Origin of the sequence: Thalassorhabdomicrobium marinisediminis, assembly GCF_003072065.1 — a bacterium.
Taxonomy (GTDB): domain Bacteria; phylum Pseudomonadota; class Alphaproteobacteria; order Rhodobacterales; family Rhodobacteraceae; genus Octadecabacter; species Octadecabacter marinisediminis.
On record NZ_QCYG01000001.1, the window covers coordinates 65,495 to 90,880 of the forward strand.

Below are 25,386 nucleotides of genomic sequence, written 5' to 3' on the forward strand. Positions count from 1 at the left end.
CCGTGGAACGAAGCCGCCCGCTCGCGCGTTTCATAATCTACCCAATACGGAGGAATTCAAGATGACCAAGAAACACGGTTCCGCGAAATGGCAAGGCGGCCTCAAGGACGGGACGGGCCATGTCTCGACCGAGTCGGGCGTGCTGGATGACCAGCCCTACGGGTTCAACACCCGGTTCGAGGGCAAGAAAGGCACCAACCCCGAGGAGCTTGTCGGCGCCGCCCATGCGAGCTGTTTTTCCATGGCGCTCAGCATGATTCTTGAAGATTACGACCTGAAGGCCGACAGCATCGAGACCAAGGCGACCGTCACCCTGGAAGAGAAAGACGGCGGCTTCTCGGTGACCGCGTCGCACCTTGAGGTCGAGGCCAGCATAGCAAACGCATCGCAAGAGCAGTTCAACGAGGCCGCGACCACCGCCAAGGAAAACTGCCCGATCTCAAAGCTTCTGACAGCCGAGATCACGATGGACGCGAAGCTCGTCTAAGTCGTTTGAAAACCCGGAGCGGCGGGCCTGTTGGGTCCGCCGCCGCGGTTTCGCAACCCGGGGGGGGCGTTAGAGGACGCGGGCACCGGTAAGGATCATAGTCTCCCAGGTTTCGCTGTCGGTCACCGGCTCCAGCGCGCCGCGCAAGGAAATGCGCGCACCTTCTTCAACCCCGATAAGCGGTTCGGCGAGCGACACACGCAGGTTGGTGCCGTGTTCCGGAGAGCCGCAGAACGGGCAGAAGCCCATATCCGACACGAGTACGATCTCGGTCAGCCCGGTTTCGTCCCCAAAGAGCGGCACCACAAAGCCGGTGATATCAAACTGCGCGATACCGTTTTCCACCGATGCGGGGAAATTCTTGCGAACCTCATAGCTGGTGTCGGTTACGATCTCTTCAATCTCAATGGCCTTGAGCAGGTCCCAGGGCGCGGGGCTTGCGTCCGCCCAGAGGCTGCCCGCGGTGAGGGCAAGCGGTGTAGAGAGAGCGATGAGAGAGGCGCTGGTTTTCATGTCGGCTCCGGTTTTTTCAGGTTTTACTGCACCATAGGTCGCACCCGCTGTATAAGCCAGACTGTCGTGGTCCATCGGCAGGTTGTTGCACAGCGCATCAGCCTGCCATCATTTCCTTGGTCGCGGTCAATGCGATCTCGGGATAATCGCGGGCCACGCGGTCGATGTCCCATTGCAGACGGGTGAGGTAGACGACGTCGCCGTCGCTGTCCTCGCCGATGTGCTGCTTGTTGGCCGCGGCGAACTTCTCGACCGCGTCCTTCTCGCCCGAGACCCAGCGGGCCGAGGTGAACTGCGACGGCTCGAACCGGACGGGCAGGCCGTATTCAAGCTCGATCCGGCTGGCCAGAACCTCGAACTGCAGCGGCCCCACGACGCCAACGATGAACCCCGATCCGAAGGTGGGTTTGAACACCTTGGCAGCCCCTTCTTCGGCGAATTGCATCAGGGCTTTTTCCAGATGTTTCGCCTTCATCGGATCGCCCGCGCGGACCCCTTGCAAGAGTTCCGGCGCGAAGCTGGGGATGCCGCGCACCTGCAACATCTCGCCCTCGGTCAGCGTGTCGCCGATGCGCAATTGCCCGTGGTTCGGGATGCCGATGATATCGCCGGCCCAGGCCTCATCGGCGAGCTCGCGGTCCGAGGCGAGGAACAGCACTGGATTGGAGATCGCCATGGGCTTTTTCGTGCGCACATGGGTGAGTTTCTGCCCGCGCGTAAAATGCCCCGAGGCCATGCGCACAAAGGCCACGCGGTCCCGGTGCTTGGGGTCCATGTTGGCCTGCACCTTGAACACGAAACCGGTGACCTTCTTTTCCTCGGGCAGGATCTGGCGCGGCTCGGCGGCCTGCGGCTGGGGTTCGGGCCCGAAGGCACCGATGCCCTCCATCAGTTCGCGCACGCCGAAGCTGTTGATCGCCGAGCCGAACCAGATGGGCGTCATCGTCCCTTCAAGCACCGCCTTCGGGTCAAGCGGGGGCAACAATTCGCGCGCCATCTCGATCTCTTCGCGGAACTGCTCAAGCAGGTGCGGCGGCACGTGTTCTTCCCACTGGGGGTCGTCCATGCCGTTGATCTGGATGCTTTCGGCGACGGTGTTCCGGTCGGCGCGGTCCATCAAGTCAAGCTGGTCGCGCAGGATGTCGTAGCAGCCGATAAAATCGCGCCCGACGCCAATGGGCCAGCTTGCGGGGGTGACGTCGATGGCAAGGTTCTCCTGAATTTCGTCGATGATCTCGAAGGTGTCGCGGCTTTCGCGGTCCATCTTGTTACAGAACGTCAGGATCGGCAGATCGCGCAGGCGGCAAACCTCGAAGAGCTTTTGCGTCTGGCTTTCCACCCCCTTGGCCCCGTCGATGACCATCACCGCCGCATCCACCGCCGTCAGCGTGCGGTAGGTGTCTTCGGAGAAGTCCGAGTGGCCCGGCGTGTCCACCAGATTGAACCGCAGACTGCCCTTCTGGCTGGCGAAATCGAACGACATGGCCGAGGCCGAGACCGAGATGCCGCGATCCTTTTCCATCTGCATGAAGTCCGAGCGCGTGCGCCGGGCCTCACCCTTGGCACGGACCTGTCCGGCCATCTGGATGGCCCCGCCGAAGAGCAGGAATTTCTCGGTCAGGGTCGTTTTGCCCGCATCCGGGTGCGAGATGATCGCGAAGGTGCGACGGCGGGCGATTTCAGGCGGGAGGTCGGGGCGATTTGTCATGTGCGCGCTATAGCGGCGTGCCGGGTGCAGGGCAATGTCGCTTGGCACCTAGCTTGAGGAAGCGTGTTTGAGCAGGGACACGACATCGGGCCGGTTGGCAAGGCTTTCGGCCACCTCGAAGGCGTGATGGGGCGCGGCGGCATGGTCGCGCAGATCGCCTTGCGTGGCATCGGCGGGCAGCGCGGCGCGGGTGCGCGAATCCACCAGCAGCGTCTCGGCGGCGATCCCTTCGGCGTAGATGATCTGGTGATCGTCGAACAACAGCTGGTAATAGTCCACGAAGCCGCCATCGCGCTGATAGACCGTGGCGCCGTTGATCAGGTGGCGCACCTTGACCAGCACCTCGGGGCGGCCTGCGCCCAGACGGTCTTCGCGCTGGTAGATGAACAGGCGGTGATCGGGGCTGAGTAGCAGATCGCGGGTGTTGAACAGCGCACCTTCGGTGATGACTACGGGGGCGAAATCACCCACCGCGCGCAGCGTCGTCTCTCCGATCCAGCGGATCGCTTGCGGGCCTGCGTCACGGGTCAGCACCCGGTCGCCGATCTGCAGCTCTTCGATGGGAACCTGTGCGCCGGAAGCCAGCGTGATATGGGTGCCGCGGGCAAACCGCACGCAGGCCACCTCACCGAACTTGGCGGCGGCGGTGTCCCGGTCCGCGCCCACCAGCTGATAGGCGTCGTCGGGGCTGAGCGCGGCCAGCGGCATCAGGTAGATCTCCGCCGCCTCCTCACCCTCGACCTCCACAAGGATCAGCGCCTCATAGGTGGTGCCGTCGCGCCCCATCAGGGTGATCGTGCAGTCCAGAAACAACAGGTTGCCCGGCGTGCCGATCTCGGTGTCATCGGCCACTACGAAGCCCGAGCCGTCGCCCTTTTCATAGGTCAGCGCGCGGCGGCGGGCCGTCTCGGACAGCTGATAGACGTCGTCGAGCACCAATTCATCCATGAACGACACCGCATCCCCCTCGGCGACCCCGTCGCTGACCACGAAGGCGGCCGAGGCATAGACGGAGATCGAGGTGCGGGCGACATCGGGCATGGGGCGGGTCTCATTGCGGGCGGGGGTGGTCATTGCTTGGCGTACTATCTTAGGAATAGGGCAAAAGGGCGTCACGTCTTGGACTTAGCCATGACGTGTCGCCCATATCGAACCTAGGGGGCTGCGCCCCGAAGTAAAAGGAGATCGGACAATGGACATGGGGATCAAGGGAAAGCGCGCGCTGGTCTGCGCCTCGTCCAAGGGGTTGGGGCGCGGTTGTGCGCAGGCGCTGGCGGCCGAAGGGGTCGATCTGGTGCTCAACGCGCGCGGGCCCGAGGCGCTTGAGGCCACAGCGCAGGAGATTCGCGACCGCTTCGGCGTAGAGGTCGTCACCGTGGCCGCCGATGTCACCACGCCCGACGGGCGGTCCAAGCTCATTGAGGCTGCGCGGGGCGTTGACATCCTTGTCACAAACGCCGGTGGCCCGCCGCCGGGAACGTGGACCGATTGGGACCGGGACGCCCTGATCGACGCGCTGGATGCGAACATGCTGGCGCCCATCGCGCTGATGCAGGCGCTGGTGCCGGGGATGATGGAACGCGGCTGGGGGCGGGTGGTCAACATCACCTCGGCCTCGGTCAAGGCCCCGATCGCGGCGCTGGGCCTGTCCAACACCGCGCGCACCGGGCTGACCGGTTTCGTCGCCGGTACCGCGCGGCAGGTGGCCGGATCGGGCGTGACGATCAACAACCTGCTGCCGGGGATCCACGCCACCGATCGCGCGATCTCTCTGGACAAGGGGGTGAGCGACGCCGAGGGCATTTCCATGGCCGACGCCAAAGCCAAGCGCGAGGCAACGATCCCCGCCGGTCGCTACGGCACGCCCGAGGAATTCGGCGCTGCCTGCGCCTTCCTGTGCTCGGACAAGGCGGGCTTCATCGTCGGGCAGAACCTGCTGCTCGACGGGGGCGCGATCAACGCCACGTTCTAGGGCGCGGCGGACGGTCGCGCGGGTCTTGCCCTGCGCGGCCTGCGTTGCTATCTGCCCCAGATACCCGAGCTATTCGGTAAGGATTAAGGCCGCCATCGCGTGACAGACACTCCCCGCCTTGAAATCAGAAACCTCGTGCGCAGCTTTTCCGGCCGGCGTGTGGTCGACGGTGTCTCGCTCACCGTGATGCCGGGGCAGGTGACCTGTCTGCTCGGGCCTTCTGGCTGCGGCAAATCCACGACGCTGCGGATGATCGCGGGGATCGAGAAACAGGATTCCGGTGAAATCTGGGTGGATGGCCAACTGATCTGCGACGGCACCCATCGCGTCCCGCCCGAGGGGCGCGGCATCGGGCTGATGTTTCAGGATTTCGCCCTGTTTCCCCATCTGAGCGTTGCGGGCAACGTGGCCTACGGCCTGACGGGCAGCGCCCGCAAGGCCCGTGCGCGGGTGGAAGAACTTTTGCAGAAGGTGGGCATGTCCGCCCATATCGACGCCTACCCGCATGAGCTGTCGGGCGGTGAGCAGCAGCGGGTGGCGCTGGCCCGCGCACTGGCCCCACGGCCCCGCATCATGCTGATGGATGAGCCGTTTTCGGGCCTTGATGACCGGTTGCGCGACGATATCCGGGACGAGACGCTGGACGTGCTTAAAGCCGAAGGCACCGCCGTTTTGCTGGTCACCCACGAACCCGGTGAGGCAATGCGCATGGCCGACGAGATCGCGCTCATGCGGGACGGGAAGATCGTCCAGCAGGGCGCCCCCTACAACATCTACAACGCGCCCGTGGACAAGGCCGCAGCGGCTTTCTTCAGCGATATCAACGTGGTGCCCGCCAAAGTTAAAGGCGCGCTGACCGATACCGCCTTTGGTCAGTTTCTGGTGCCCGGCGTGGCCGACGACACCGAGGTCGATATCGTGATCCGGCCCCAGCACGTGAAAATCGACTTCGACCGCGCGGGCAAGGGGCCCAACCCGACCGCGCTGGAAGGCACGCCCGCCCGCGGCATCGTCAAACGCGCGCGCTTCATGGGGCGCGAAAGTCTGGTCGAGTTCACGCTCGACGACGGGACCGAGATGAAGGCCGTGATCGGTTCGGTCTTTCTGCCCAAGCCCGGCACGGTGCTATGGCTGATGATCCGGCGCGACAAATGTTTCATCTTTCCGCGCGCTTAGCGCCTGAAAGTCGCGCAGCCGCTTGCCTTCCTCTTCCACGAACAGGCTGGGCATCACCCGCAGGGTGACGATCTGGTCGATCCTCAGCTCATCAAATTTGCGCGTCGTATCGCACCAGACGATACAGGTCCAAAGCCGCCCCCAATAATCAAGTTGCAGCGGGCGCACGGTGCGGTCGCGCGGGCCGAGGTTCAGCATGAGTTTCTGCCGCGCGCGGATGGCGTTGCGGATTTTCGGCAGGTGCTGGAAGCCACGGGCCGCGTCGGCGAAAGGATAGACCGCCAGCGAGGAGGGGGCGTTCACCTCGGGCAGCACGCCATCCAGTTTCCCCGCAAGGCTGGCGGCCGCGGCGGCAAGGTCGGCGTCCTGCGCCTGTCGCATGGCCGCAAGGCCCACGTGCAGCGCTTCAAGCTCGGCCATCGTGAGGTTGAGCGGGGGCAGGGTGATCGCGGCGGTGACGCGGTAGCCTGTCCCGCGCTCGCCCTCGATCGGGACGCCGGAAGCGGCCAGCGTTTCCATGTCGCGGTAGATCGTCCGCAAGGAGACCCCCATCGCTCGCGCCAGATCGGCGGCGCGGTGCAGGTTCCCGTCGCGCAGGTGGCGAATCAATCGCATCAGACGGTCGGCACGGCGCATGAAATCCCCCTTGGGTCGGACACGGTTCGACGCATGTTTTGTCAGAAACCTGTCAGTTGTCAATTTGCTGTCACAAGAAACGGCAAAGCCTTGCAAATCGGGGGGCGGGGCGGTGTTTTCCCCTTTCAAATGCCCGCCGACAGGCATAGGTCTATGCCCTGCAACACCGATGCGCATGACATGCGCCCCCTCGTGGAGAGAGACAATGCTTAACAACATCGGCCTGCCCGGCCTTCTTTTGATCGCAGTCGTCGTGCTGGTCCTGTTCGGCCGCGGCAAGATTTCGTCGCTCATGGGTGAGGTTGGCCGCGGCATCACGGCCTTCAAGAAAGGCGTCGACGACGGCAGCAAGGACATTGAGGATTCGCTGTCCGATCCCAAGGACGTGACCCCGCGCGAGCATGAGGACGTCGCCGCGCGCCCCGTCGATGCGGACGTCGCTGACAAGTCGCGCCACTCCTGATCTGAACGGCGGAGGCCTGCGATGTTTGATCTTGGCTGGACCGAGATGATGGTGATCGGGATCGTGGCGTTGATCGTCGTGGGCCCGAAAGACCTGCCCGGTCTGTTCCGCTCGGTCGGCCAGTTCGTCGGCAAGGCCAAGGGTATGGCGCGGGAGTTTTCCAGCGCCATGAACGCCGCCGCGGATGAGGCGGGCGTGAACGAGATCAACAAGACGATCAAGGCCGCCGCCAACCCGCAACAGTTCGGCGCCGACAAGCTGCACGAGGCGACGAAGTGGGACAGCAATGCCGACAGCGAGACGGACAAGCTGCGCGGGAAGATGACGGACGAGCGCAAGGCCAACGCCAAGAAAATCAACGACGCCATGGCCCGCGCGGCGGAAGACCGGCTTGAGGCGGAAGAGGATGAGGCCTTCGAGGCGCAGACGTCTGCCGCGCCGGAGGTGAGCGAACCAGCTGACGCCCCCGCCAAGGCCACCTCGGCCGCGCCCAAGACATCCGCGCCCAAAAAGGCCGCGCCGAAGAAAGTAGCGACTGCGAAGACGCCTGCGCCGAAGAAATCTGCCGCATCCGCCGCGAAGGCACCTGCGGCGAAAAAGCCCGCAGCGAAAAAGCCAGCCTCGAAAGCCGCAGCGACAGCCAAACCGGCTTCTGCGAAAGCCAAGCCGAGAGTAAAGCCCAAGCCCGCCGCCAAACCGGCCGCGCCTGCGCCCTCTACCTCCGAGGATGAGTCATGAGCCAGACCGACCGGCCCGACGACGAGATCGAAGACAGCGCCGCCCCGTTGATCGAACATCTGGCCGAGTTGCGCACGCGGCTGATCCGGTCGGTGCTGGCCTTCATCGTCGGCATCGTGCTGGCCTTCACCGTGGCCGAGCCGATCCTGCAGTTCCTTCTCGGCCCGATCGAGGAAACCTTGCGGCAGTTGGGCGATCCGTCGCCCACGATGCAATACACTTCACCGCAGGAATACCTGTTCACCCTGTTCCGCATCTCGATGGTCTTCGGCTTCGCTCTGGCCTTCCCCGTGATCGGGGTGCAACTGTGGCGTTTCGTGGCGCCGGGGCTCTACCGTCAGGAAAAGGGCGCGTTTCTGCCGTTCCTCATTGCCTCGCCGGTGATGTTCCTGTTGGGCGCGTCCTTCGCGCATTTTGTGGTCACGCCGCTGGCCATGGCCTTCTTTCTGGGCTTCGCGGACGTGCCGTCGCTTATCGCCGACATCATGACCTCTTTCGTGGGCGAGAACGTGCCCGAAGGGGCCGAGATCGTCGCCGTGACGCCGCCCGTGGTGCAGGACGGTATCCGGATCACCTTCTTCGGCAAGGTCAATGAAAGCCTTGATATTACGTTGAAATTCATCATGGCCTTCGGGCTGTGTTTCCAGCTTCCGGTGCTCTTGACCCTGATGGGCAAGGCCGGTCTGGTCAGCGCCGATGGCCTGCGCAACGTGCGCAAATACGCCATCGTCGGCATCCTGCTTCTGGCGGCACTTGTAACCCCGCCAGACGTGATCACCCAAGGCATCCTGTTCGTCGTGGTCTATGGCCTTTACGAGGTGTCGATCCAGCTTGTGACCCAGGTCGAACGCCGCCGCGAAGCCAAATTGCGCGCCGAAGGGCTGTGGTTCGAGGATGACGAGGAAGCCGCCGAGGACTTCGACGACGCTTTTGACGAGGGCTTTTCGGGCGACACGGACGAGGAGGGCAAGCCGTGAGTGATGACGTCCTGCAGCGGATCGCGGACGCGCTGGAACGGCTCGCTCCGGCACCGGCCCCCGCGCCCGACTTTTCCGCAGCGGCCTTCGTCTGGCACGCGGACCCGGACCGGCTTGAACCGGTCGAGGCCGTGAACCGGGTCGATCTGTCACTGCTGGTGGGCATCAACCGCTCTCGCGATACCCTGCTTGAGAACACCCGTCAGTTCGCCCGTGGATTGCCCGCCAACAACGCCCTGCTCTGGGGCGCGCGCGGTATGGGAAAATCCAGCCTCGTCAAAGCGATACACGGCGCAGTTCACGCGGATCACCCGGATCTGAAGATCGTCGAAGTCCAGCGCGAGGATCTGCCGAGCATCGGGCGCTGTCTGGCCTTGCTGCGGGGGCGTCCGGAACGGTTCATCCTGTTCTGCGACGACCTGAGTTTCGGCCATGACGACGCCCACTACAAATCGCTGAAAGCGGTGCTGGATGGCGGGATCGAGGGGCGGCCCGAGAATGTCGTGCTTTATGCCACGTCGAACCGGCGGCACCTGATGCCCCGCGACATGATCGAGAACGAACGCTCCACCGCGATCACGCCTTCAGAGGCGGTCGAGGAGAAGGTCTCGCTCTCGGATCGGTTCGGCCTGTGGCTGGGGTTCCATCCCTGCGATCAGGACGAATATCTCGCGATGATCCGCGGCTATTGCGATGCCTACGGTGTGTCCATCGATGACGAGACCCTGCGCGCCGAAGCTGTCGAATGGCAAGCGACGCGCGGCAGCCGGTCGGGCCGCGTGGCCTGGCAATTCTTCGTCGATCTGGCCGGGCGCAAGGGCGTGCCCCTGCGCTGAGCCGCCAATCAGGGCAGGTAATCCGCCGGATCGACGCTTTCCAACCCGTCGCGCACCTCGAAGTGCAGGAAGCTCGGCGAACCGGCCGCGACCGAGGCGATGGCCTGCCCCTGTGTCACCGTGTCGTCCTTCGACACGATCAGGTTCTCGACGTTCACGTAAACGGTCAGGATGTTGCCGGTGTGCCGGACGACGACGATCTGCGCGCCGTTGGTGTTCTCGGTGATTGCGGCAATGGTGCCGTCCGCCGCTGCCTTTACCGTGGTCCCCGAAGAGACCGAGATGTCGATGCCTTCATTGCGGCCCGCCTTGTATTCGCGGATGATATCGCCCTGCACGGGATAGATGAACGGGGCGGATGTGGCGGGCGAGGGCGTGGTTGGCTGGCCGATGTCCGGCGCGGGCGGGGTCTCTTCCGCGCGCTGTTCCGGCGTGTCCGGGGTGACATCGGTGCCGGGCAGGGGGGCCGCGGCGCTTGGCGGTGTGGGCACCGGCGTGCCCTGACCCGGAGGGGTGACCGCCTGTGGGCGCGCCGGTGGCGTGGCGCCCGCGACCGGGATCATCAGCTGCTGGCCTTCGCGCACGGTCATGTCCGAGCCCAGCCCGTTCCATTCCGACAGCGCCGAGACCGGCACGTCATAAAGCCGCGCGATTTGGAACGCGGTCTCGCCCCGGGCGACCCGGTGCAGGCCGGGCTCGATCCCGGTCTGGGCGGCGGGTGCTGCAGGCGCGGAGGGGGCAGGCGCCGGCGTCACGGTCTGGTTGCCCGCGCGGTCGATGGCGTCCGAGGCCAGGGTCGAGACATCCACGCGCGGAGGCTGGATCGGGCCGGTGGTCACGGCGCCGGTGGCGGGCGAAGGTTCAGAGACCCGCGCCGGCAGGGCCACAATCTCATCCCGGCGCAGGGGCACGTCCGCATCGACACCGTTGAACGCGGCCAGCGCGTTGGCATCAAGGTTCAGACGGGTTGCGATCTGGCGCACGGTTTCCCCGCGCCCGGCGACCACGACCTGATAATTCGGATAGGAGATCACCCCGCGATTGTCGGGCCGGGGCCGGGCGGCGAGGGTTTGCGCCGCTTCCGAGGTGTCGAAGCCGCCGCCCAGATTGCGCAGGTCCCAATCGAAGTCCTGACTGCGCAAGTTGTGACTGTCGTCACAGGCCGCAAGGGCCAGCGTGGCCACCGAGACCAGCAGGATGGAACGGGGACGGGTGATGCGCGACAGGCCCATGGAATACTCCTCAAACGCGTGGGTCTTTTGCCCAGCTTTCGCGGCTTTATAAACCCGTTTCAGTCTTTTCCCAACCCCTCAAGCAGCGGCACGAAGCGCACGGGGCGGATTTCTTCGTAGTCGAAGCCGGTTTCGTTCCGGGTCACGCGGATCAAAGTTTGCACCGCGTTCGACTGGCCCACCGGCAAAACCATGATGCCGCCGACCTTCAGTTGCGCCAACAGCGGGCCGGGGGGGTCTTCGGCAGCGGCGGTCACAAGTATGCGGTCAAAGGGCGCCTGTTCGGGCAGCCCGAATGAGCCGTCGGCGGTGAAGGCCGTCAGGTTGGTGATGTCGAGCGCCTTGAACACCGCTTGTGCCTCGGTCATCAGCCGCCGGTGCCGGTCGACTGTATAGACCCGCCGCGCCAGATGGCTCAGGATCACCGCCTGATAGCCCGAGCCCGTCCCCACTTCGAGGACCTTGTCGCGCGGCTGGATCTGCAGCTCTTGCGTCATCAGGCCCACCACAGAGGGCTGGCTGATGGTCTGGCCGCAGGCGATGGGCAGCGGCATGTCGTCATAGGCGCGATCGGCGAAATGGCCTTTCACGAACAACGCCCGATCGGTCTTTTCCATCGCGGTGAGCACGCGCCCGTCCGTCACCCCGCGGGAGCGGAGCCCGTAGAGAAACTGCATCTGCCGTTCGGCGCGGGTCGGGTGGGCTTTGGTCATCATGTTCATTCGAACCCGCCGGAGAGTTGTTTGTCGAGGTCTTCAAGCATGTCGTGGGCGGTCAGGTCGGCGCGCATGGGGGTGACCGAGATATAGCCCTCAAGGTTGGCGGTCACATCGGTGCCCGGGCCGGTCTTCTGGTCCTGCCGTCCGCCGGTGACCCATAAGAAGCGCCGCCCGTTGGGCGAGATCGTGGCCTCCATCCCGAAGTTCGTCTGTTCGCGGAAGCCCTGTGCGGCCACTTTCATGCCCTTCACGTCGGCCCCGGGGAGGGGCGGGAAATTGACGTTGTAGAAAATGCGGTAATTGTCGTCGGTCCAGATGCCATGGTTGAGCAAGGCGCGCACGGTCGCGGCCCCGTGCTGGGCGGCGGCCTCGAACGGGTCGTCGAGCCCGTGGTTGCCCGCGCCGAAGAACTGGCTCAGCGCAATGCCCGGAACGCCCTGGATCGCCGCCTCGATGATCGCGCCGATGGTGCCGGAATAGAGCGTGTTGTCAGCCGCGTTGTTGCCACGGTTCACGCCTGAGAGGACCAGATCGGGCTTGCGGTCGGTCATCACGTCATAAAGCGCGGCCAGCACGCAATCGGCGGGCGAGCCTTCGGCGGCATAGCGGCGCGCGTCCAGCTCGGCGATCATCGTCGGATGGGAATAGCTGATGCAATGGCCGACGCCCGACTGCTCGAAAGCGGGGGCCACGGTCCAGACCTCCCCCTCGGGGCCGGCCACCTCTTGCGCGATGGCGGCCAAGGTCTCAAGCCCCGGCGCGTTGATGCCGTCGTCATTGGTGATGAGAATTCGCATGAGAAGCCCTGCCTTTTGGGCCTTGTTAGGACAGCGTCCGCGGTCGGGCAATCGTCCAGCCCCTTGCGGGATCACAAGTGCTGCCAGCGTTGCATCAATGTCCCGCGCCGCGACGCCCGCTCGTTAGGCGAGGATCTGCGGCAGCAGGCGCGCGGCCTCTTCATGGGGGGCGGTCAGGACCGAGCGATCCTCACCGGGGTAGAAGCGCGCGCGGGTGGCCGTGGGCATGGGCTGCGGCTCGAAAATCTTGACCAGCGGTCCGGTCTTGCCGGTCTCGGCTTGCCACGAACGGGCCAGCGCGATCTGCGCGGCCTTGGTGGCCCCGTATGAGGCGAAGAAGGTCTCCCCTCCGCGTGGATCGTCGAAGAAGACGGCACGCCCCTCGGCCCCCAGCAAGGGCGCCACATAGGAAATCAGCCGCGAGGTGGCCGAGATGTTGATGTCCACGGATTTGGCGAAATCCTTGGGGTTCACGTGACTTGTCAGCGTGAGCGGCGCGGCGTGAACGGCGGTGTGCAGCCACAGATCCAACCCGCCCCAGCGGTCATGGATCGACCGGCAAAGCTGCTGCATCGCCGCATCCACGGTGATGTCCATGGGCGCCAGCGTCGCGTCGCCGCCCGCCGCCTTGATCAGGTCGTCAACCTCTTCAAGGCCGCCGGTGGTGCGGCCGACCGCGATGACGTGATGAGTGGGGGCCAGAGCCACGGCCAGCGCCGCGCCAAGACCGCGCGAGGCGCCGGTGATGAGTGCTGTTTTCATGGCCCCTGATTAGGCGCGCTTGCGGCAAATGGCAATGTCGGTTCAGCCGATCACCAGACGGTGAATCGTCGCGCCCTCCATGACCATGGCCCAGCCTTCGCCGGCCTCGGTCAGGGTCAGCCCGTCGTTGGGTTCGCCTTCGACAAGGGCTACGATGTCACCGCCACGATTGCGCATCAGGATCCGGTCCGCATCTCCGCCTTTGAAGATGCCGATCAGGGACATGGGGCGCAGGGGCGCCTGATAGGTCTGTGTCGCCGCTTGCGCGGTCGTCGGGTTCGTCGCTGACATATCCTGCCTTTCGGTTAGAGACAGGCATGTGTCATGCGAAACCGGTTAAAAAAAGGGTAATGCTGCGGCGCAGCATCAGATCAGCCAAAACGTGCCGATTTTGGGGTCACTCGGCGGCAGGTTTCATCTCAAAACCGCGGTCCATCATATCGGCGGGCTTGATCGGATACTCGCCGCTGAAACAGGCGTCGCAGTATTGCGGGGCCTTCGGGTTGCGGCCCTGCGCCTCACCCACGGCGCGGTAGAGCCCGTCGAGCGAGATGAACTTGAGGCTGTCGATCCCCAGATGGTCGCGCATCTCGTCCTCGGACATGGTGGCGGCCAGAAGTTTTTCCCGCTGGGGCGTGTCCACCCCGTAGAAACAGGGCCAGGCGGTGGGCGGGCTGGCGATGCGGAAATGCACCTCGGCCGCGCCGGCCTCCAGCACCATGTCCTTGATCTTGCGGCTGGTGGTGCCGCGCACCACGCTGTCATCGACCAGAATGATCCGCTTTCCCTTCACCAACGCGCGGTTGACGTTGAGCTTGAGGCGCACGCCCATGTTGCGGATGCTTTCCGTCGGTTCGATGAAGGTGCGGCCCATGTATTGATTGCGGATGATGCCCATGGCGTAGGGAATGCCGCTTTGCAGCGAATAGCCGATGGCCGCCGGGGTTCCGCTGTCTGGGACCGGGCAGACGAGGTCCGCCTCAACCGGGGATTCCTTGGCCAGCTCACGGCCGATGTTCTCGCGCGTTTCATAAACGCTGCGCCCGCCCAGAATGCTGTCGGGACGGCTGAAATAGACGTGCTCGAAGATGCAGAAACGGGGGCTCGCGCGGCGGAAAGGGAAATGGCTTTGCACGCCGTCTGCGTTGATCACCACCATCTCGCCCGGCTCGATCTCGCGGATGAAGGTGGCGTTAATGATGTCCAGCGCGCAGGTCTCGGAGGCGAGGACCCAACCGTCGCCCAGCTTGCCCAGCACCAGTGGACGCACGCCCAGCGGGTCGCGGCAGCCCATGAGCTTGGTGCGGGTCATGGCAACCACCGAGAAGGCCCCTTCGACCTTGCGCAGCGCCTCTTCCATGCGGTCGGGGATCGATTGCCCCATGGAACGCGCCATCAGATGGATGATGCACTCACTGTCCGAAGAGCTTTGAAAGATCGACCCGCGCCCCACCAGTTCGCGGCGCAAGGCCACCGCGTTGGTGATGTTGCCATTGTGGGCAATCGCGGCCCCGCCCATGGAAAACTCGCCAAAGAAGGGCTGCACGTCGCGAATCTGCGTGGCCCCCTTTGAGCCGGAGGTGGAGTAGCGCACGTGCCCGATGCCGATGGGACCGGGCAGGGTGGCCATGGTCTCGGCGTCTGTGAAATTGTCGCGGACATAGCCGAAGCGGCGGGCCGAGCTGAAGCCCTGACCGAAGTCGTGGGTGACGATGCCGCCCGCTTCCTGCCCGCGGTGTTGCAGGGCGTGCAGCCCGAGGGCGACGATCGAGGCCGCGTTGTCGACGCCGACGACGCCGAACACGCCGCATTCCTCTTTCAGCTTGTCGTCGTCGAACGGGTGGGCAGGGGGCATGAGGGGGGTGCGCTGCTGGGACATGCGGCTGGCTCCGAATCCGGGGGTCCTGTTGCGCAGGGTGTAGCCGCTGCCGGGGGCCGTGTCACCATGGTTCCTGCGCCATGACCCGCAGGGGCCCCGGCGCAGGTCAATCGTGGCACATGCAGGTTACTGGTTGGCGGGAACCTCGGGCTCGACCGTGTCCGCAGGGGCGCTGCATTCACCGACAAGCTGTTCATATTGCGTGGTAATCCAGCCCAAAGCGGCTTCTGGATCACGCTCTTCAATTGAGCCGATCATGTTCGAAAAGACAGCGATCGAGCGCGAATTTTCAACCATTTCAACGTCTTGAGACTCAAGCACCGTCTGATAGACGAAGAAGGCCACGGCCACCAGCAGGATGCCGCGCAGGGCGCCGAACAAAAAGCCCATGCCCTGATCAAGGCCGCCCAGAGCCGAGCGCTGGATCAGCGAGGAGAACAGCGGCGTGAAGATCGACACGATCACCAGCACGATGGCAAAAACCGCAGCAAAAGCGGCGATCACGCTCAACTCGCAACTGTCGCCGATGAAATCACCCACCACGGGGATCTGCTTGACCAGCGGTCGCACCTGATCGGCGAAGATAAAGGCCATGATCGTCGCGACGACCCAGCCCGCGATGGCCAAAGCCTCGCGCACGAAACCGCGGCTGTAGGCCAGCAACGCCGACAAAACGATGACAAGCGCAACGATGCCGTCGATAAGGGTGAATTCAGCCATGTCTGCCTCGCTAGGGGTCAGCGTGCCCCGAAGATCTGTTCTATGAAGGCGTGCAGGTCCTGCATTTCACGCAGAGCCACACCCGCATCCCCGCCACGTTTCGCCCGCACCGGAGTAATGGCCGAGGTAAAACCAAGTTTTGACGCTTCTTTCAACCGATTTTCGGTTTGCGGGGCCGGACGCAGGGCACCGGACAGGCTGATTTCGCCGAAAACGACGCTCTCTTTGGGGAGGGCCGCATCCTCACGGGCGGAAACCAGCGCAGCGGCCACGGCCAGATCGGCGGCCGGTTCGGTCACCCGCAGGCCGCCCGCGACGTTGAGATAGACGTCCAGCCCCGTGAACGGCACGCCGGCGCGGGATTCGAGCACGGCGAGAATCATCGCCAACCGCGAGCCGTCCCAGCCCACGACCGTGCGGCGCGGCTGCGAATGGGGCGAGGGCGCGACAAGGGCCTGAAACTCGCACAGCATGGGGCGCGACCCTTCGATCCCGGCAAAGACCACCGAGCCGGGGGCCGGGTTGCCCCGCTCCGACAGAAACAGCGCTGAGGGGTTGCGAACCTCGGCCAGCCCCTTGCCGGTCATCTCGAAGACGCCGATCTCGTCCGCGGGGCCGAAACGGTTCTTGACCGCGCGCAGGATGCGGAACTGGTGGCCGCGCTCACCTTCGAAATACAGCACCGTGTCGACCATGTGTTCGACCACGCGCGGCCCGGCGATCGCGCCTTCCTTGGTGACATGGCCGACCATCACGACGGCTATGCCGTTGGATTTGGCGAAGGTCGTCAGCTCATGGGCGGCGGAGCGGACCTGCGACACCGAGCCGGGCGCCGCTTCCACCGTGTCGAGCCACATGGTCTGGATCGAATCGATGATCACGAAATCGGGCTTCTCCGCCTCAAGCGTGGTAAGGATATCGCGCAGGTTCGTCTCAGAGGCGAGCTTGACGGGACTTTCCGTGAGCCCCAGCCGCCGCGCGCGCATCTGCACCTGAGAGGCCGATTCTTCGCCGGAGATATAAAGCACCTTCAACCCGTTGCGGGCAAACCGTGCAGCGGCCTGCAACAGCAGCGTCGATTTGCCGATGCCCGGATCGCCGCCCACCAGCAGCGCCGAGGCCTTGACCAGCCCGCCGCCCAGCGTGCGGTCCAACTCGCCCACGCCCGACAGGGTGCGCGGCGGCTCTTTCTCCTCTGTGGCGAGGTCCGTCAGCGCGATGTGCTTGCCCCGACCGCCACCCATGGCCTTTTTGGACTTCGGCCCCGACGACAGCGGCTTGACCTCTTCGATGGTGTTCCACGCGCCGCAGCCGTCGCAGCGGCCGGACCATTTCGACGTCGCCGCGTTGCAGGCGGTGCAGGTGAAGGAAAGATCTTTTGCCATGTTCACGTTTTAGTCCATCTGCGCCCGCGCGCAAGGGCCTTCACCGGTTGGCCAGCGTCCGAATCCGGTCCAGCACGGTCGGAGAGGTCAGCGCCGCGAGATGCGGGTTCAGCGCGTCGGTCTGGTCGGTGAGGTCGAGGACGTCAAAGCCCAACGCCTGATAATCCTGCGGATCGTCCGTCATGCCCACCCGCTCATCGGCCCGCGCGAAAAGCGCCGAGATCTGCAGCGCGGGATCGGCGCGGTTGATGATCAGCAGCGCGTTGTCGGGCAGGGGGCCCAGATCGCGCACCTGCGACGCAAAGACCGCGGGCGAGATGTCCGGATGCATCAGCACCAGCCCGTCCAGCCGCGGAGAGCGGCCCTGCATCCGCAGGCGGGTCAGCGCTTCCATCGTCAGAAGGCAGCCCAGCGAATGGGCAATGATCACGACCTCGCCGCTCCAGATTTGCGGCAGGAGTTCCAGAAAGTCCTCAAGGGCGGGGCGGGCCTGCAACGCGCTGTCGCGGTCATAAAGGTAGCCGCCCGGCGTCTCGGCCGAGGGCCAGACATAACTCACTTGCGGGCCGCGCAGGCCAGCGTCATAGGCGAATTGGGCCTGTCGATGGATGGCCTCGGCCGGGGTGTTGTTGAAGCCGTGAACGTAAAGCACCAGCGGATCGCTGCCCGGGGGCCCGAGCGCGTCGCGCAGGGCCGCGCGGCTGCCGATGCCCTGTTGGTCCAACAGGGTGAAGGCCTGCGGCCCGGAAACGGGAATGTCCCCCGGCGCGCGGTCAAGGCTCACCCCGATGGTGAGCTTGGCAAACCGCAGTTGCGTGTCCCGCTCCGTGGTGTTCAGCGTGGGCCGGTTGCTCACGGCGAGGATCGGCACCGGCGCCACATCCGCGCCCGGCACCGGTTGCAGGAACTGCCCCCGAGGTCCGCAAGCGGTCAGCGCGGCCGCACTGGATGAACAGAGAAACGTGCGTCGGCTGAGCATGGGCAAAATCCTGTGTCGTGAGCGCTGTCAGTAGCCATAAAATACCTGTGGCCCGCAATAGGGTTGCGGGCCACGCGGCGGTTTTGTGAAGGGGGTGACCCTGTCCGGCATGGGGCCGGACAGGGCGTTTGGGGGGCGCGGCGCTCCGACGGCTTGGGGCCAGCGGATCAGTGGCGCGGGGCTGTCACTCCGCGGCAGGCTTCTGCGGCAGCTTGACGATCTCCGCGCTTTCCTTGCCAAGGGTGTAGCCCAAGGCCGGCAGCGTGGATTCAAGCGCTTCTTCCAGCTGGCTGAGCTGCGAGGCGACGACGCTTTCCTCAAGCTCCACCTGTTGCGACCATTTGCGGATATCGCGCAGGGCGTGGTGGGCTTCGACGATCAGGTCCTGCTGGCGCTCGGCTTCTTCCTGACGCTGCTTGAGGAAGGTCTTGGCGCGCGCCACCTTTTCGTCGCTGTAGACATCGGCCAGCTCACGGGCCTGCTGGGACATTTGCGCAGCCAGCTCAAGCACGGCGGGCTCAAGGCTATCAAGCTGCGGGTGATCGCGCAGATAGGCCAGACGTTCGCGCACGGCGTCGAATTCGCTGCTCAGGGTGAAGACACCGGCACGGTCGGCGGTGTGACACATGTGATAGGCGCGGGCGACATCATTCATGCTGACGGTAAAGTCACGGTGCGAGCGTTCCAGCGCCATGACGCGACCGACGCTGGGCATGAACAGAAACAGCGAGGCCAGAATCACAGTCAGGCCGATCTGCGTGATCATTCCCGCTTCGGGAAAGGTCAGATCGCCAAAGGTCGCGGTGAAGGTCAGCCACGGAATGACGCCAAAGGCCGAGGCCAGCGTCAGCGCGACCGCGCCAAGGGCGATCAGGCCCATGAGAAACACAGAAATCAGGTGCAAGGTGCGATGGGCCTGAACCACCAGAGATTTAGAAGACATGAGGAACCCCCCTCGGTTGCAATGTCCTTCTGGAACGCATCAAAGCATAAGCGGGTTCCTGCCTGTTCCAAAGTAATTGGGCGGATTCGGTTGCACGGTCTGGAAAATCATTAAGAAATTCCCGATGCCGAAATATTGCGTGCCGAAGATGTGATCCGCGCGGGGCCGGTTTTCGCAGGTTCGTCGGGAAATTAACGCAAGATTTGGGCGGGAATTTCTGTGCAAGCGGCAGGCATGGACAGGATTGGCCGATCTGGTGTCAAGCGCACCCATCACGCCAAAATCGCGAATCAACGGGCGGTGCGGCCCTAGCGGACGGCCTTGATCGGCCCGTCAGCCCGTCCGTGGATGAACTGTTCCACGTAAGGATCGCCCGAGGCATCCAGATCGGCCACCGGACCGGTCCAGCGGATCTTGCCCCCGTGCAGCATCGCCACGCGGTCGGCGATGGCGCGGGCCGAGGTCATGTCGTGGGTGATGGTGATCGCCGTGGCCCCCATCTCTGACACGATCTCGCGGATCAGGTCATTGATGACGCCCGCCATGATCGGATCAAGGCCGGTGGTCGGCTCGTCGAAGAAAATAATTTCGGGCTCGGCGGCGATGGCCCGGGCCAACCCCACCCGCTTTTGCATCCCGCCCGAAAGCTCCGCCGGCAAGCGGTCCGCCACATCGGGCCCAAGACCCACGCGGCGCAGCTTCTCGATCGCGATGGCGCGGGCCTCGTCCCGGGGGCGGCGCAGTGCGCCGCGCAGCAGGCGGAAGGCCACGTTCTGCCACACGGGCAGGCTGTCAAACAGCGCAGCCCCCTGAAACAGCATCCCGAAGCGGGCGAGAAACGCGTCGCGGTCGCCCTGATCCACGGGCCGCCCGTCCACGGTGATCGTGCCGCGCTCGGGTGTGACCAAGCCCAGCACGGATTTGATCAACACCGATTTCCCCGTGCCGCTGCCGCCGATCACCACCATGCTTTCATCGCGCGGCACATGCAGATCGACGCCCCGCAGCACGGCGTTCTCGCCAAAGGATTTATGAACGTCGGTCAGGCGGATCATGCGGAAAAGAAAGCCTCGGTCAGGATGAAGTTCGCAGCAAGGATCAGCACCGCCGCCGCCACCACCGACGACTTGGTCGCGCGGCCCACGCCCATGGCGCCCCGGTTCGAGTGCATGCCGTAGTAACAGCCCATCAAAGCCGCGATGAAGCCGAAGGCCGCGCCTTTCACAAGGCTCGAGACGATGTCGAGCGGTTCAAGGAAGTCGGCGGTGTTGCGGATATAGGCGGCGGCGTTGAAGCCCAGCCGTTCGGTGCCCACCAGATAGCCGCCAAAGATGCCGATCACATCGCCCACGCCCACCAGCAGCGGCATCACCAGCGTCGCCGCCAGCACGCGGGGCAGGGTGAGGTATTTCATCGGATGGGTGGAGAGCGTGACCAGCGCGTCGATTTGTTCGGTCACCTTCATGGTGGCGATCTCGGCGGCGATGGAGGAGGTCACGCGCGCCGCGATCATCAGCCCCACCAGCACCGGTCCCAGTTCGCGCACCATGCCGATGGCCACGATCTGCGGCACCACCGCCTCGGCCGAGAAACGCGCGCCCCCGGCGTAGATCTGCAAGGCCAGCGCGCCGCCGGTGAACAGCGCGGTCAAGCCCACGACGGGCAAGGAAAAATAGCCGATCTGCACCAGTGCCAGCGCGAATTCGCGCCCGTAGAAGGGGGGCCGCAGCAGATGGCTGAGGGTTTGTCCGGTGAACAGCGTCAGACGCCCCAAAGCGGCCAGCAGCGCCAGCACCGCACCGCCAACCGAGGCCAGCGCCGCGCCGATCACCCGCCCGAATACCGGCGTGCGTAGCGCGGCCCGAGCGAGGTGAGGATTTCGTAGCCGATGGTGCCCGCCTGATCGGCGAGCGCGTCCACGGTCTGGTCGGCGCCCAGCACCGACAGCGATCCGGGCAGGTCCGGCAGGTCCGTCACATCCGCCGTGATCAGGTCCATCGAGACGCGCCCCACAAGCGGCACCGGCTGGCCCGCGTGCCACAGGGTTGCGCGGTCCGACAACACCCGCTGCAACCCGTCCGCATAGCCCGCCGCAACCGTGGCAATCTTGCTGGGCCGCTGTGCTGTCCAGACGTTGCCGTAGCCCACGGTTTCCCCTTCGGCCACGTCGCGGATCTGCACCACCGGCAGGTCGAGGTGCGCGACGGGCCGGGCATCGGCAAAGGGCATGCCGCCATAAAGCCCCACGCCGGGGCGGGTGAGGTCGAAATGATACTCCGGCCCCAGAAGAATGCCCCCCGTCGCCGCGAGCGAGCGGGGCACGGAAATGCCGTCGGTCATCAGGTGGAACTGCTCGAGCTGTTGGCGGTTCATCGGATGGTCCGGCGCATCGGCGCAGGCCAGATGGCTTATGACAAGGCGGCAGTTCTGCGACAGGGCGATTTCCGCCACGCTGGCCCATTCGTCGATCTCGAGCCCCAGCCGGTTCATCCCGGTGTCGAGCTGGATGCCGAAGGGGTGTTCGGGCAGGGCTTCCAGATGGCGGGTGAGCTGGCCGATGGTGTTGCACATCGGGGTCAGCATCATGTCGCCGATCATGTCGGTGTCGCCGCGCATATGCCCCGAGAACACGCAGATTTCCACGTTCGGCCCCAAGGCCTGCCGCAGCTCGGCGCCTTCTTCCGCCACGGCGACGAAAAAGCGCCGCACCCCGGCGCGGGCCAGCGCGCGGCCGACCTTGGCGGCACCGAGCCCGTAGCCGTCGGCCTTGACCACGGCGCAGGTTTCCCCTTGGGTCATGGCATCAAGTGCGCGCCAATTGCTGACGAGCGCGTCCAAATCTACTGAAAGCAAGCCTGTACTCATGTGCGCTACATGCCAGCCCCGGCGCGTGGCCGCAAGGTTCGGCGCCTCCGGCGGGGATATTTGAAGAAGCAAAGATGAGGGGGCGGCGCGCAGGCCCGCAGCCCGCCTCAGAACTCCTGCTCGCTGCCTTGCTGCCACGGTTTGACGAGGTTGCCGAAGCGGGTGAATTCGGGCGTGAAGGACAGCTCGACGGTGCCGATGGGGCCGTGACGCTGCTTGCCGATGATCACCTCGGCCTTGCCGAACAGGCTCGACATCTTCTCTTGCCAGGCGGCCATGGCTTCCAGGTTGCTGTCATCGGGTTTTTCCCGCTCGGTGTAGTATTCGCCACGATAGACAAACATGACCACGTCGGCGTCCTGCTCGATCGAGCCAGATTCGCGCAGATCGCTGAGCTGCGGACGCTTATCCTCGCGGCTTTCCACCTGACGGGACAGCTGGGACAGGGCGATCACGGGGATGTTGAGTTCCTTGGCGATGGCCTTGAGGCCCATGGAAATCTCGCCGATTTCCTGCACCCGGTTGTCGCTGGTGCCGCGCACAAGCTGCAGGTAGTCCACGATCAGCAGGTCCAGCCCGTGGGTCCGCTTGAGGCGGCGGGCGCGGGCGGCCAGCTGGCTGATCGGGATCGCGGCGGTGTCGTCGATGAACAGCGGGCAAGCCTCAAGCTGTTTGGCGGCGTCGACGAAGCGGCGGAATTCGCTTTCGGTCATGTCGCCCTGACGGATCTTGTGGCTGGAAATTTCCGACGCCTCGGCGAGAATCCGGCCTGCAAGCTGTTCGGCCGACATCTCGAGCGAGAAAAAGCCCACCACGCCGCCGTCCACCGCGCCCTCGGACCCGTCTGTCAGCTTGCCCTTTTTATAGGCCTTGGCCACGTTGTAGGCGATGTTGGTCGCCAGCGAGGTTTTGCCCATCGACGGGCGGCCGGCGAGGATCAGAAGGTCGGATTTGTGCAGCCCGCCCAGCTTGGCGTCGAGGTCCACAAGGTCGGTCGCCACGCCCGCCAGCCCGCCGTCGCGCTGATAGGCGGAGTTCGCCACGTTGACCGCTTCGGTCACCGCCTTGAGGAAGGACTGGAAGCCGCCTTCGGAGGTACCCTGTTCGGCGAGCTTGTAGAGCGCCTGTTCGGCTTCCACGATCTGTTCGCGCGGCTCGCTTGCCACGTCGACCTTTTTCGCCTTGGCGGCAATGTCATGGCCCACGGTGATCAGCTCGCGCCGCACCGAGAGGTCGTAGATCATCTGTGCGTAATCCCGCGCGGCAAAGGCCGAGATCGCAGCCCCCGCCAAGCGCGCCAGATAGGCCGGCCCGCCGAGTTCTTTCAGCCCTTCGTCATCCTCGAGAAACGACTTGAGCGTCACCGGAGAGGCCAGATTGTTGTTGGCAATCCGCGCGGCGGCGGTCTCGAAGATGCGCGCATGGACCGGGTCGTAGAAATGTTCGGGCCCCACGATTGAGGCCACGCGGTCGAAAATGTCGTTGTTGGTCAGAATCGCGCCAAGAAGCTGCTGCTCGGCCTCGATCGAATGCGGCACCGAGTCGACGTTCGCCTCGGAGGTGCCAGCTGCGTTGAAAGTCGTGACTTCGTTCATCCCACTGTCCCTGATTGTCGCCGATTGTGCGTGTCCCACCACGGGGATGTCATACAAATTCGCGGGCGCCCAAGCAAATTGTATAAAGCTGTGGATAGGCGTTGCGCGTCATTCTGCCACAAAATCGGCAGGGCGCATAGCCTGCACCCCACCAGATGTTGTGAACCCGGCGGGGCGGTCTGTTGTGTGACGTCAGGTCAGCCCGCGTGGGCCTCGGACCAGCCGGCGGGGTCGCGCAGATAGGCCTCAACCTCGGTGAGGGTGGCGCTGTCGAAGGCCTCTGACGCCTTGGCTTCGGCCAGCACGTCCCACCAGGTGCACAGGTGCACCAGCTGCACGCCGTGATCGGCGAGGCTTTGCTCGACCCCTTCGAAAATCCCGTAGAAGAAGATCACGGCAGTGGCGTTGCAGGTTGCGCCGGTCTCGCGGATTGCGTCCACGAAGGAGAGTTTCGAGCCGCCGTCGGTGGTCAGGTCCTCGACCAGCAGCACGCGCTGGCCCTCGGTCATCACGCCTTCGATCCGCGCGTTGCGGCCGTAGCCCTTGGGCTTCTTGCGCACATAGCTCATCGGTAGGGCCAGACGTTCCGCCATCAGCGCGCCGAAGGGAATGCCTGCGGTTTCGCCCCCGGCGACATTGTCGAACGCCTCAAACCCGACTTCGCGCATGGTGGTGACGGCCAGAAAATCCATCAAGGTTGCGCGGATTCGCGGGAAAGAGATCAGCTTGCGGCAGTCCACATAGGTGGGCGCCTTCTTGCCGCTGGCGTGGGTGAAGGGCTCGGTCGCGTTAAAATCGATCGCGCCGATCTCGATCAGCATCCGCGCGGTCAGCCGGGCGATTTCCGCCTTGTCCGGGAAAGAAGTGGGGATCATCAGGGTCTTCCTTTGGTCATCGTGGCAGAACGGCCGAGCGGGGGGCTACTCCACCCGCCAGTGCAGCGGGAAGCCCGGATCGAAGACGGTCACCGGCCCTTCGGCCGTGTCGATGCGGGCGGGGTAGGTGACGGGTTCGCCCTTCACCAGCGTGATCGTCTCTTCGTTGGGCTCCAGCCCGTAGTAGCGCGCCCCCGCGAGCGAGGTGAAGTTCTCAAGCTGGTGCATGGCCCCGGCGGCGTCGAACACCTCGGCCAGGCAGGACATGGTGTTGATCGCGGTGAAACAGCCCGCGCAGCCACAGGGCAGCAGCTTGTTGGCATCCGTGTGGGGGGCGGAATCGGTGCCCAGAAAGAACCGCTTGTCGCCGGAAATCGCTGCGGCGACGAGGGCGATGCGATGCTTTTCGCGCTTGGCCACGGGCAGGCAGTAGTAATGCGGCTTGATGCCGCCCGACAGGATGTGGTTGCGGTTGATGATCAGGTGGTGCGTGGTGATCGTCGCGGCGAGATTGGCGCGGCTGTCGCGCACGTAGTCCACCGCGTTCTCGGTGGTCACATGCTCCATGACGATCCTGAGGTCCGGCGTCTTTTTGCGGATCGGCTTGAGCACGCGGTCGATGAAGACGGCTTCCCGGTCGAAGATGTCCACCGAAGGATCGGTCACTTCGCCGTGTACGCAAAGCGGCAGGCCGATTTCGGCCATCCGCTCGAGCACCGGGCGCACCTTGTCGAAATCCTTCACCCCCGAGGCGGAATTGGTCGTCGCCCCCGCCGGATAAAGTTTCACCGCCGTGATGATGCCATCGGCATAGGCGCGGGCCAGATCCTCGGGGTCCGTGTCTTCGGTAAGATAGCACGTCATCAGCGGACGAAAGCCGGAGCCTTCGGGCACATGGGCCATGATCCGGTCGCGGTAAGCGGCCGCCTGCGCGCCGGTGACGACCGGGGGCACAAGGTTGGGCATGACGATGGCGCGGCCGAACCGGGTGGCGGTTTCGGGCGTGACGGCGGCCATCATGTCACCGTCTCGCAGGTGCAGATGCCAGTCGTCGGGGCGGCGGATGGTGATGCGGTCGGGGCTCTCTTTGGGCATGGCCGCCACTTACACCGGGATTTTGCCGCTGACC

At 64.8% G+C, this 25,386-nt stretch carries 27 protein-coding genes; 7 read left to right on the forward strand and 20 right to left on the reverse strand.

From position 1 onward, the window contains the following. Positions 1-61 precede the first annotated feature (61 nt). On the forward strand, positions 62-487 hold the full coding sequence (locus tag DC363_RS00305; RefSeq protein ID WP_108639138.1) for an OsmC family protein: 426 nt from the start codon (positions 62-64) through the stop codon (positions 485-487). Between the two features lie 69 nt (positions 488-556). On the opposite strand, the gene DC363_RS00310 is transcribed toward DC363_RS00305, so the two are convergent. The 3 genes from DC363_RS00310 to DC363_RS00320 form a co-directional block, all read right to left on the reverse strand. Then, positions 557-1,000 carry a hypothetical protein gene (locus DC363_RS00310; protein ID WP_108639513.1) on the reverse strand — a complete coding sequence of 148 codons (444 nt, stop codon included), beginning with the start codon at positions 998-1,000 and terminating at the stop codon, positions 557-559. 97 nt (positions 1,001-1,097) lie between these two features. Next, positions 1,098-2,708 (reverse strand): peptide chain release factor 3, encoded by a 1,611-nt coding sequence (locus tag DC363_RS00315; RefSeq protein WP_108639514.1) that lies wholly within the window; start codon positions 2,706-2,708, stop codon positions 1,098-1,100. A gap of 48 nt (positions 2,709-2,756) precedes the next feature. Next, positions 2,757-3,749 (reverse strand): Hint domain-containing protein, encoded by a 993-nt coding sequence (locus DC363_RS00320; RefSeq protein WP_108639515.1) that lies wholly within the window; start codon positions 3,747-3,749, stop codon positions 2,757-2,759. 151 nt (positions 3,750-3,900) lie between these two features. On the opposite strand from DC363_RS00320, the gene DC363_RS00325 reads away from it, so the two are divergent. Both DC363_RS00325 and DC363_RS00330 read left to right on the forward strand, forming a co-directional pair. Further along, the gene (locus DC363_RS00325; protein ID WP_108639139.1) at positions 3,901-4,680 is read left to right on the forward strand and encodes an SDR family oxidoreductase; all 780 of its coding nucleotides are present in this window, start codon (positions 3,901-3,903) and stop codon (positions 4,678-4,680) included. A gap of 99 nt (positions 4,681-4,779) precedes the next feature. Next, the gene (locus DC363_RS00330; protein ID WP_108639140.1) at positions 4,780-5,856 is read left to right on the forward strand and encodes an ABC transporter ATP-binding protein; all 1,077 of its coding nucleotides are present in this window, start codon (positions 4,780-4,782) and stop codon (positions 5,854-5,856) included. On the opposite strand, the gene DC363_RS00335 is transcribed toward DC363_RS00330, so the two are convergent. Next, positions 5,806-6,492, reverse strand: coding sequence for a helix-turn-helix transcriptional regulator (locus DC363_RS00335; RefSeq protein ID WP_108639516.1), 687 nt, complete (start codon positions 6,490-6,492; stop codon positions 5,806-5,808). The two genes, DC363_RS00330 and DC363_RS00335, sit on opposite strands and share 51 nt — an antisense overlap. A 205-nt stretch (positions 6,493-6,697) precedes the next feature. Here DC363_RS00335 and DC363_RS00340 point away from each other — a divergent pair, with 205 nt between their 5' ends. The 4 genes from DC363_RS00340 to DC363_RS00355 are packed head-to-tail and all read left to right on the forward strand — an operon-like array spanning position 6,698 to position 9,506. Next, complete coding sequence (locus DC363_RS00340; protein ID WP_108639141.1) at positions 6,698-6,955, forward strand: twin-arginine translocase TatA/TatE family subunit; 258 nt, start codon at positions 6,698-6,700, stop codon at positions 6,953-6,955. Positions 6,956-6,976: 21 nt separating this feature from the next. Further along, positions 6,977-7,693 carry a Sec-independent protein translocase protein TatB gene (gene tatB / locus DC363_RS00345; RefSeq protein ID WP_108639142.1) on the forward strand — a complete coding sequence of 239 codons (717 nt, stop codon included), beginning with the start codon at positions 6,977-6,979 and terminating at the stop codon, positions 7,691-7,693. Next, positions 7,690-8,670: a twin-arginine translocase subunit TatC gene (gene tatC, locus DC363_RS00350; RefSeq protein WP_108639143.1), complete on the forward strand. Its 981-nt coding sequence runs from the start codon at positions 7,690-7,692 to the stop codon at positions 8,668-8,670. The genes tatB and tatC overlap by 4 nt, the downstream gene beginning before the upstream one ends. Next, positions 8,667-9,506 (forward strand): ATP-binding protein, encoded by an 840-nt coding sequence (locus tag DC363_RS00355; protein WP_108639144.1) that lies wholly within the window; start codon positions 8,667-8,669, stop codon positions 9,504-9,506. Before tatC ends, DC363_RS00355 begins: the two co-directional genes overlap by 4 nt. Before the next feature lie 8 nt (positions 9,507-9,514). On the opposite strand, the gene DC363_RS00360 is transcribed toward DC363_RS00355, so the two are convergent. From DC363_RS00360 to pyrC, 16 genes are all read right to left on the reverse strand, one after another. Then, positions 9,515-10,738, reverse strand: a complete 1,224-nt coding sequence (locus DC363_RS00360; RefSeq protein ID WP_108639145.1) for a peptidoglycan DD-metalloendopeptidase family protein — start codon at positions 10,736-10,738, stop codon at positions 9,515-9,517. Between the two features lie 59 nt (positions 10,739-10,797). Then, positions 10,798-11,451, reverse strand: coding sequence for a protein-L-isoaspartate(D-aspartate) O-methyltransferase (locus tag DC363_RS00365; protein ID WP_196778349.1), 654 nt, complete (start codon positions 11,449-11,451; stop codon positions 10,798-10,800). Positions 11,452-11,456: 5 nt separating this feature from the next. After that, entirely contained in the window at positions 11,457-12,254 is a 798-nt protein-coding gene (gene surE / locus DC363_RS00370) for a 5'/3'-nucleotidase SurE (protein ID WP_108639147.1), read from the reverse strand. Positions 12,255-12,377: 123 nt separating this feature from the next. Continuing rightward, on the reverse strand, positions 12,378-13,016 hold the full coding sequence (locus DC363_RS00375) for an SDR family NAD(P)-dependent oxidoreductase (protein ID WP_108639148.1): 639 nt from the start codon (positions 13,014-13,016) through the stop codon (positions 12,378-12,380). Positions 13,017-13,058: 42 nt separating this feature from the next. Next, positions 13,059-13,307 carry a hypothetical protein gene (locus DC363_RS00380; protein WP_108639149.1) on the reverse strand — a complete coding sequence of 83 codons (249 nt, stop codon included), beginning with the start codon at positions 13,305-13,307 and terminating at the stop codon, positions 13,059-13,061. Between the two features lie 106 nt (positions 13,308-13,413). Continuing rightward, positions 13,414-14,871 (reverse strand): amidophosphoribosyltransferase, encoded by a 1,458-nt coding sequence (purF, locus tag DC363_RS00385; RefSeq protein ID WP_108639517.1) that lies wholly within the window; start codon positions 14,869-14,871, stop codon positions 13,414-13,416. Positions 14,872-15,021: 150 nt separating this feature from the next. Beyond that, the gene (locus tag DC363_RS00390; RefSeq protein ID WP_108639150.1) at positions 15,022-15,615 is read right to left on the reverse strand and encodes a CvpA family protein; all 594 of its coding nucleotides are present in this window, start codon (positions 15,613-15,615) and stop codon (positions 15,022-15,024) included. A 17-nt stretch (positions 15,616-15,632) separates the two neighbouring features. Next, on the reverse strand, positions 15,633-17,000 hold the full coding sequence (gene radA, locus DC363_RS00395) for a DNA repair protein RadA (protein WP_108639151.1): 1,368 nt from the start codon (positions 16,998-17,000) through the stop codon (positions 15,633-15,635). Between the two features lie 40 nt (positions 17,001-17,040). After that, entirely contained in the window at positions 17,041-17,979 is a 939-nt protein-coding gene (locus DC363_RS00400; protein ID WP_108639152.1) for an alpha/beta hydrolase, read from the reverse strand. A 184-nt stretch (positions 17,980-18,163) separates the two neighbouring features. Continuing rightward, positions 18,164-18,922 carry a DNA repair protein gene (locus DC363_RS00405; RefSeq protein WP_108639153.1) on the reverse strand — a complete coding sequence of 253 codons (759 nt, stop codon included), beginning with the start codon at positions 18,920-18,922 and terminating at the stop codon, positions 18,164-18,166. 308 nt (positions 18,923-19,230) lie between these two features. Then, on the reverse strand, positions 19,231-19,977 hold the full coding sequence (locus tag DC363_RS00410; RefSeq protein WP_108639154.1) for an ABC transporter ATP-binding protein: 747 nt from the start codon (positions 19,975-19,977) through the stop codon (positions 19,231-19,233). After that, on the reverse strand, positions 19,974-20,753 hold the full coding sequence (locus DC363_RS00415; protein ID WP_108639155.1) for an MlaE family ABC transporter permease: 780 nt from the start codon (positions 20,751-20,753) through the stop codon (positions 19,974-19,976). The genes DC363_RS00410 and DC363_RS00415 overlap by 4 nt, the downstream gene beginning before the upstream one ends. Further along, positions 20,750-21,787 carry an alanine racemase gene (alr, locus tag DC363_RS00420; protein WP_108639156.1) on the reverse strand — a complete coding sequence of 346 codons (1,038 nt, stop codon included), beginning with the start codon at positions 21,785-21,787 and terminating at the stop codon, positions 20,750-20,752. The genes DC363_RS00415 and alr overlap by 4 nt, the downstream gene beginning before the upstream one ends. Before the next feature lie 107 nt (positions 21,788-21,894). Next, a complete protein-coding gene (locus tag DC363_RS00425; RefSeq protein ID WP_108639157.1) occupies positions 21,895-23,382 on the reverse strand; it encodes a replicative DNA helicase in 1,488 nt (495 codons plus the stop codon). A gap of 197 nt (positions 23,383-23,579) precedes the next feature. Then, positions 23,580-24,257, reverse strand: a complete 678-nt coding sequence (locus DC363_RS00430) for an orotate phosphoribosyltransferase (RefSeq protein WP_108639158.1) — start codon at positions 24,255-24,257, stop codon at positions 23,580-23,582. A 45-nt stretch (positions 24,258-24,302) separates the two neighbouring features. After that, positions 24,303-25,352 (reverse strand): dihydroorotase, encoded by a 1,050-nt coding sequence (pyrC, locus tag DC363_RS00435; protein ID WP_108639518.1) that lies wholly within the window; start codon positions 25,350-25,352, stop codon positions 24,303-24,305. Between the last annotated feature and the right edge of the window lie 34 nt (positions 25,353-25,386).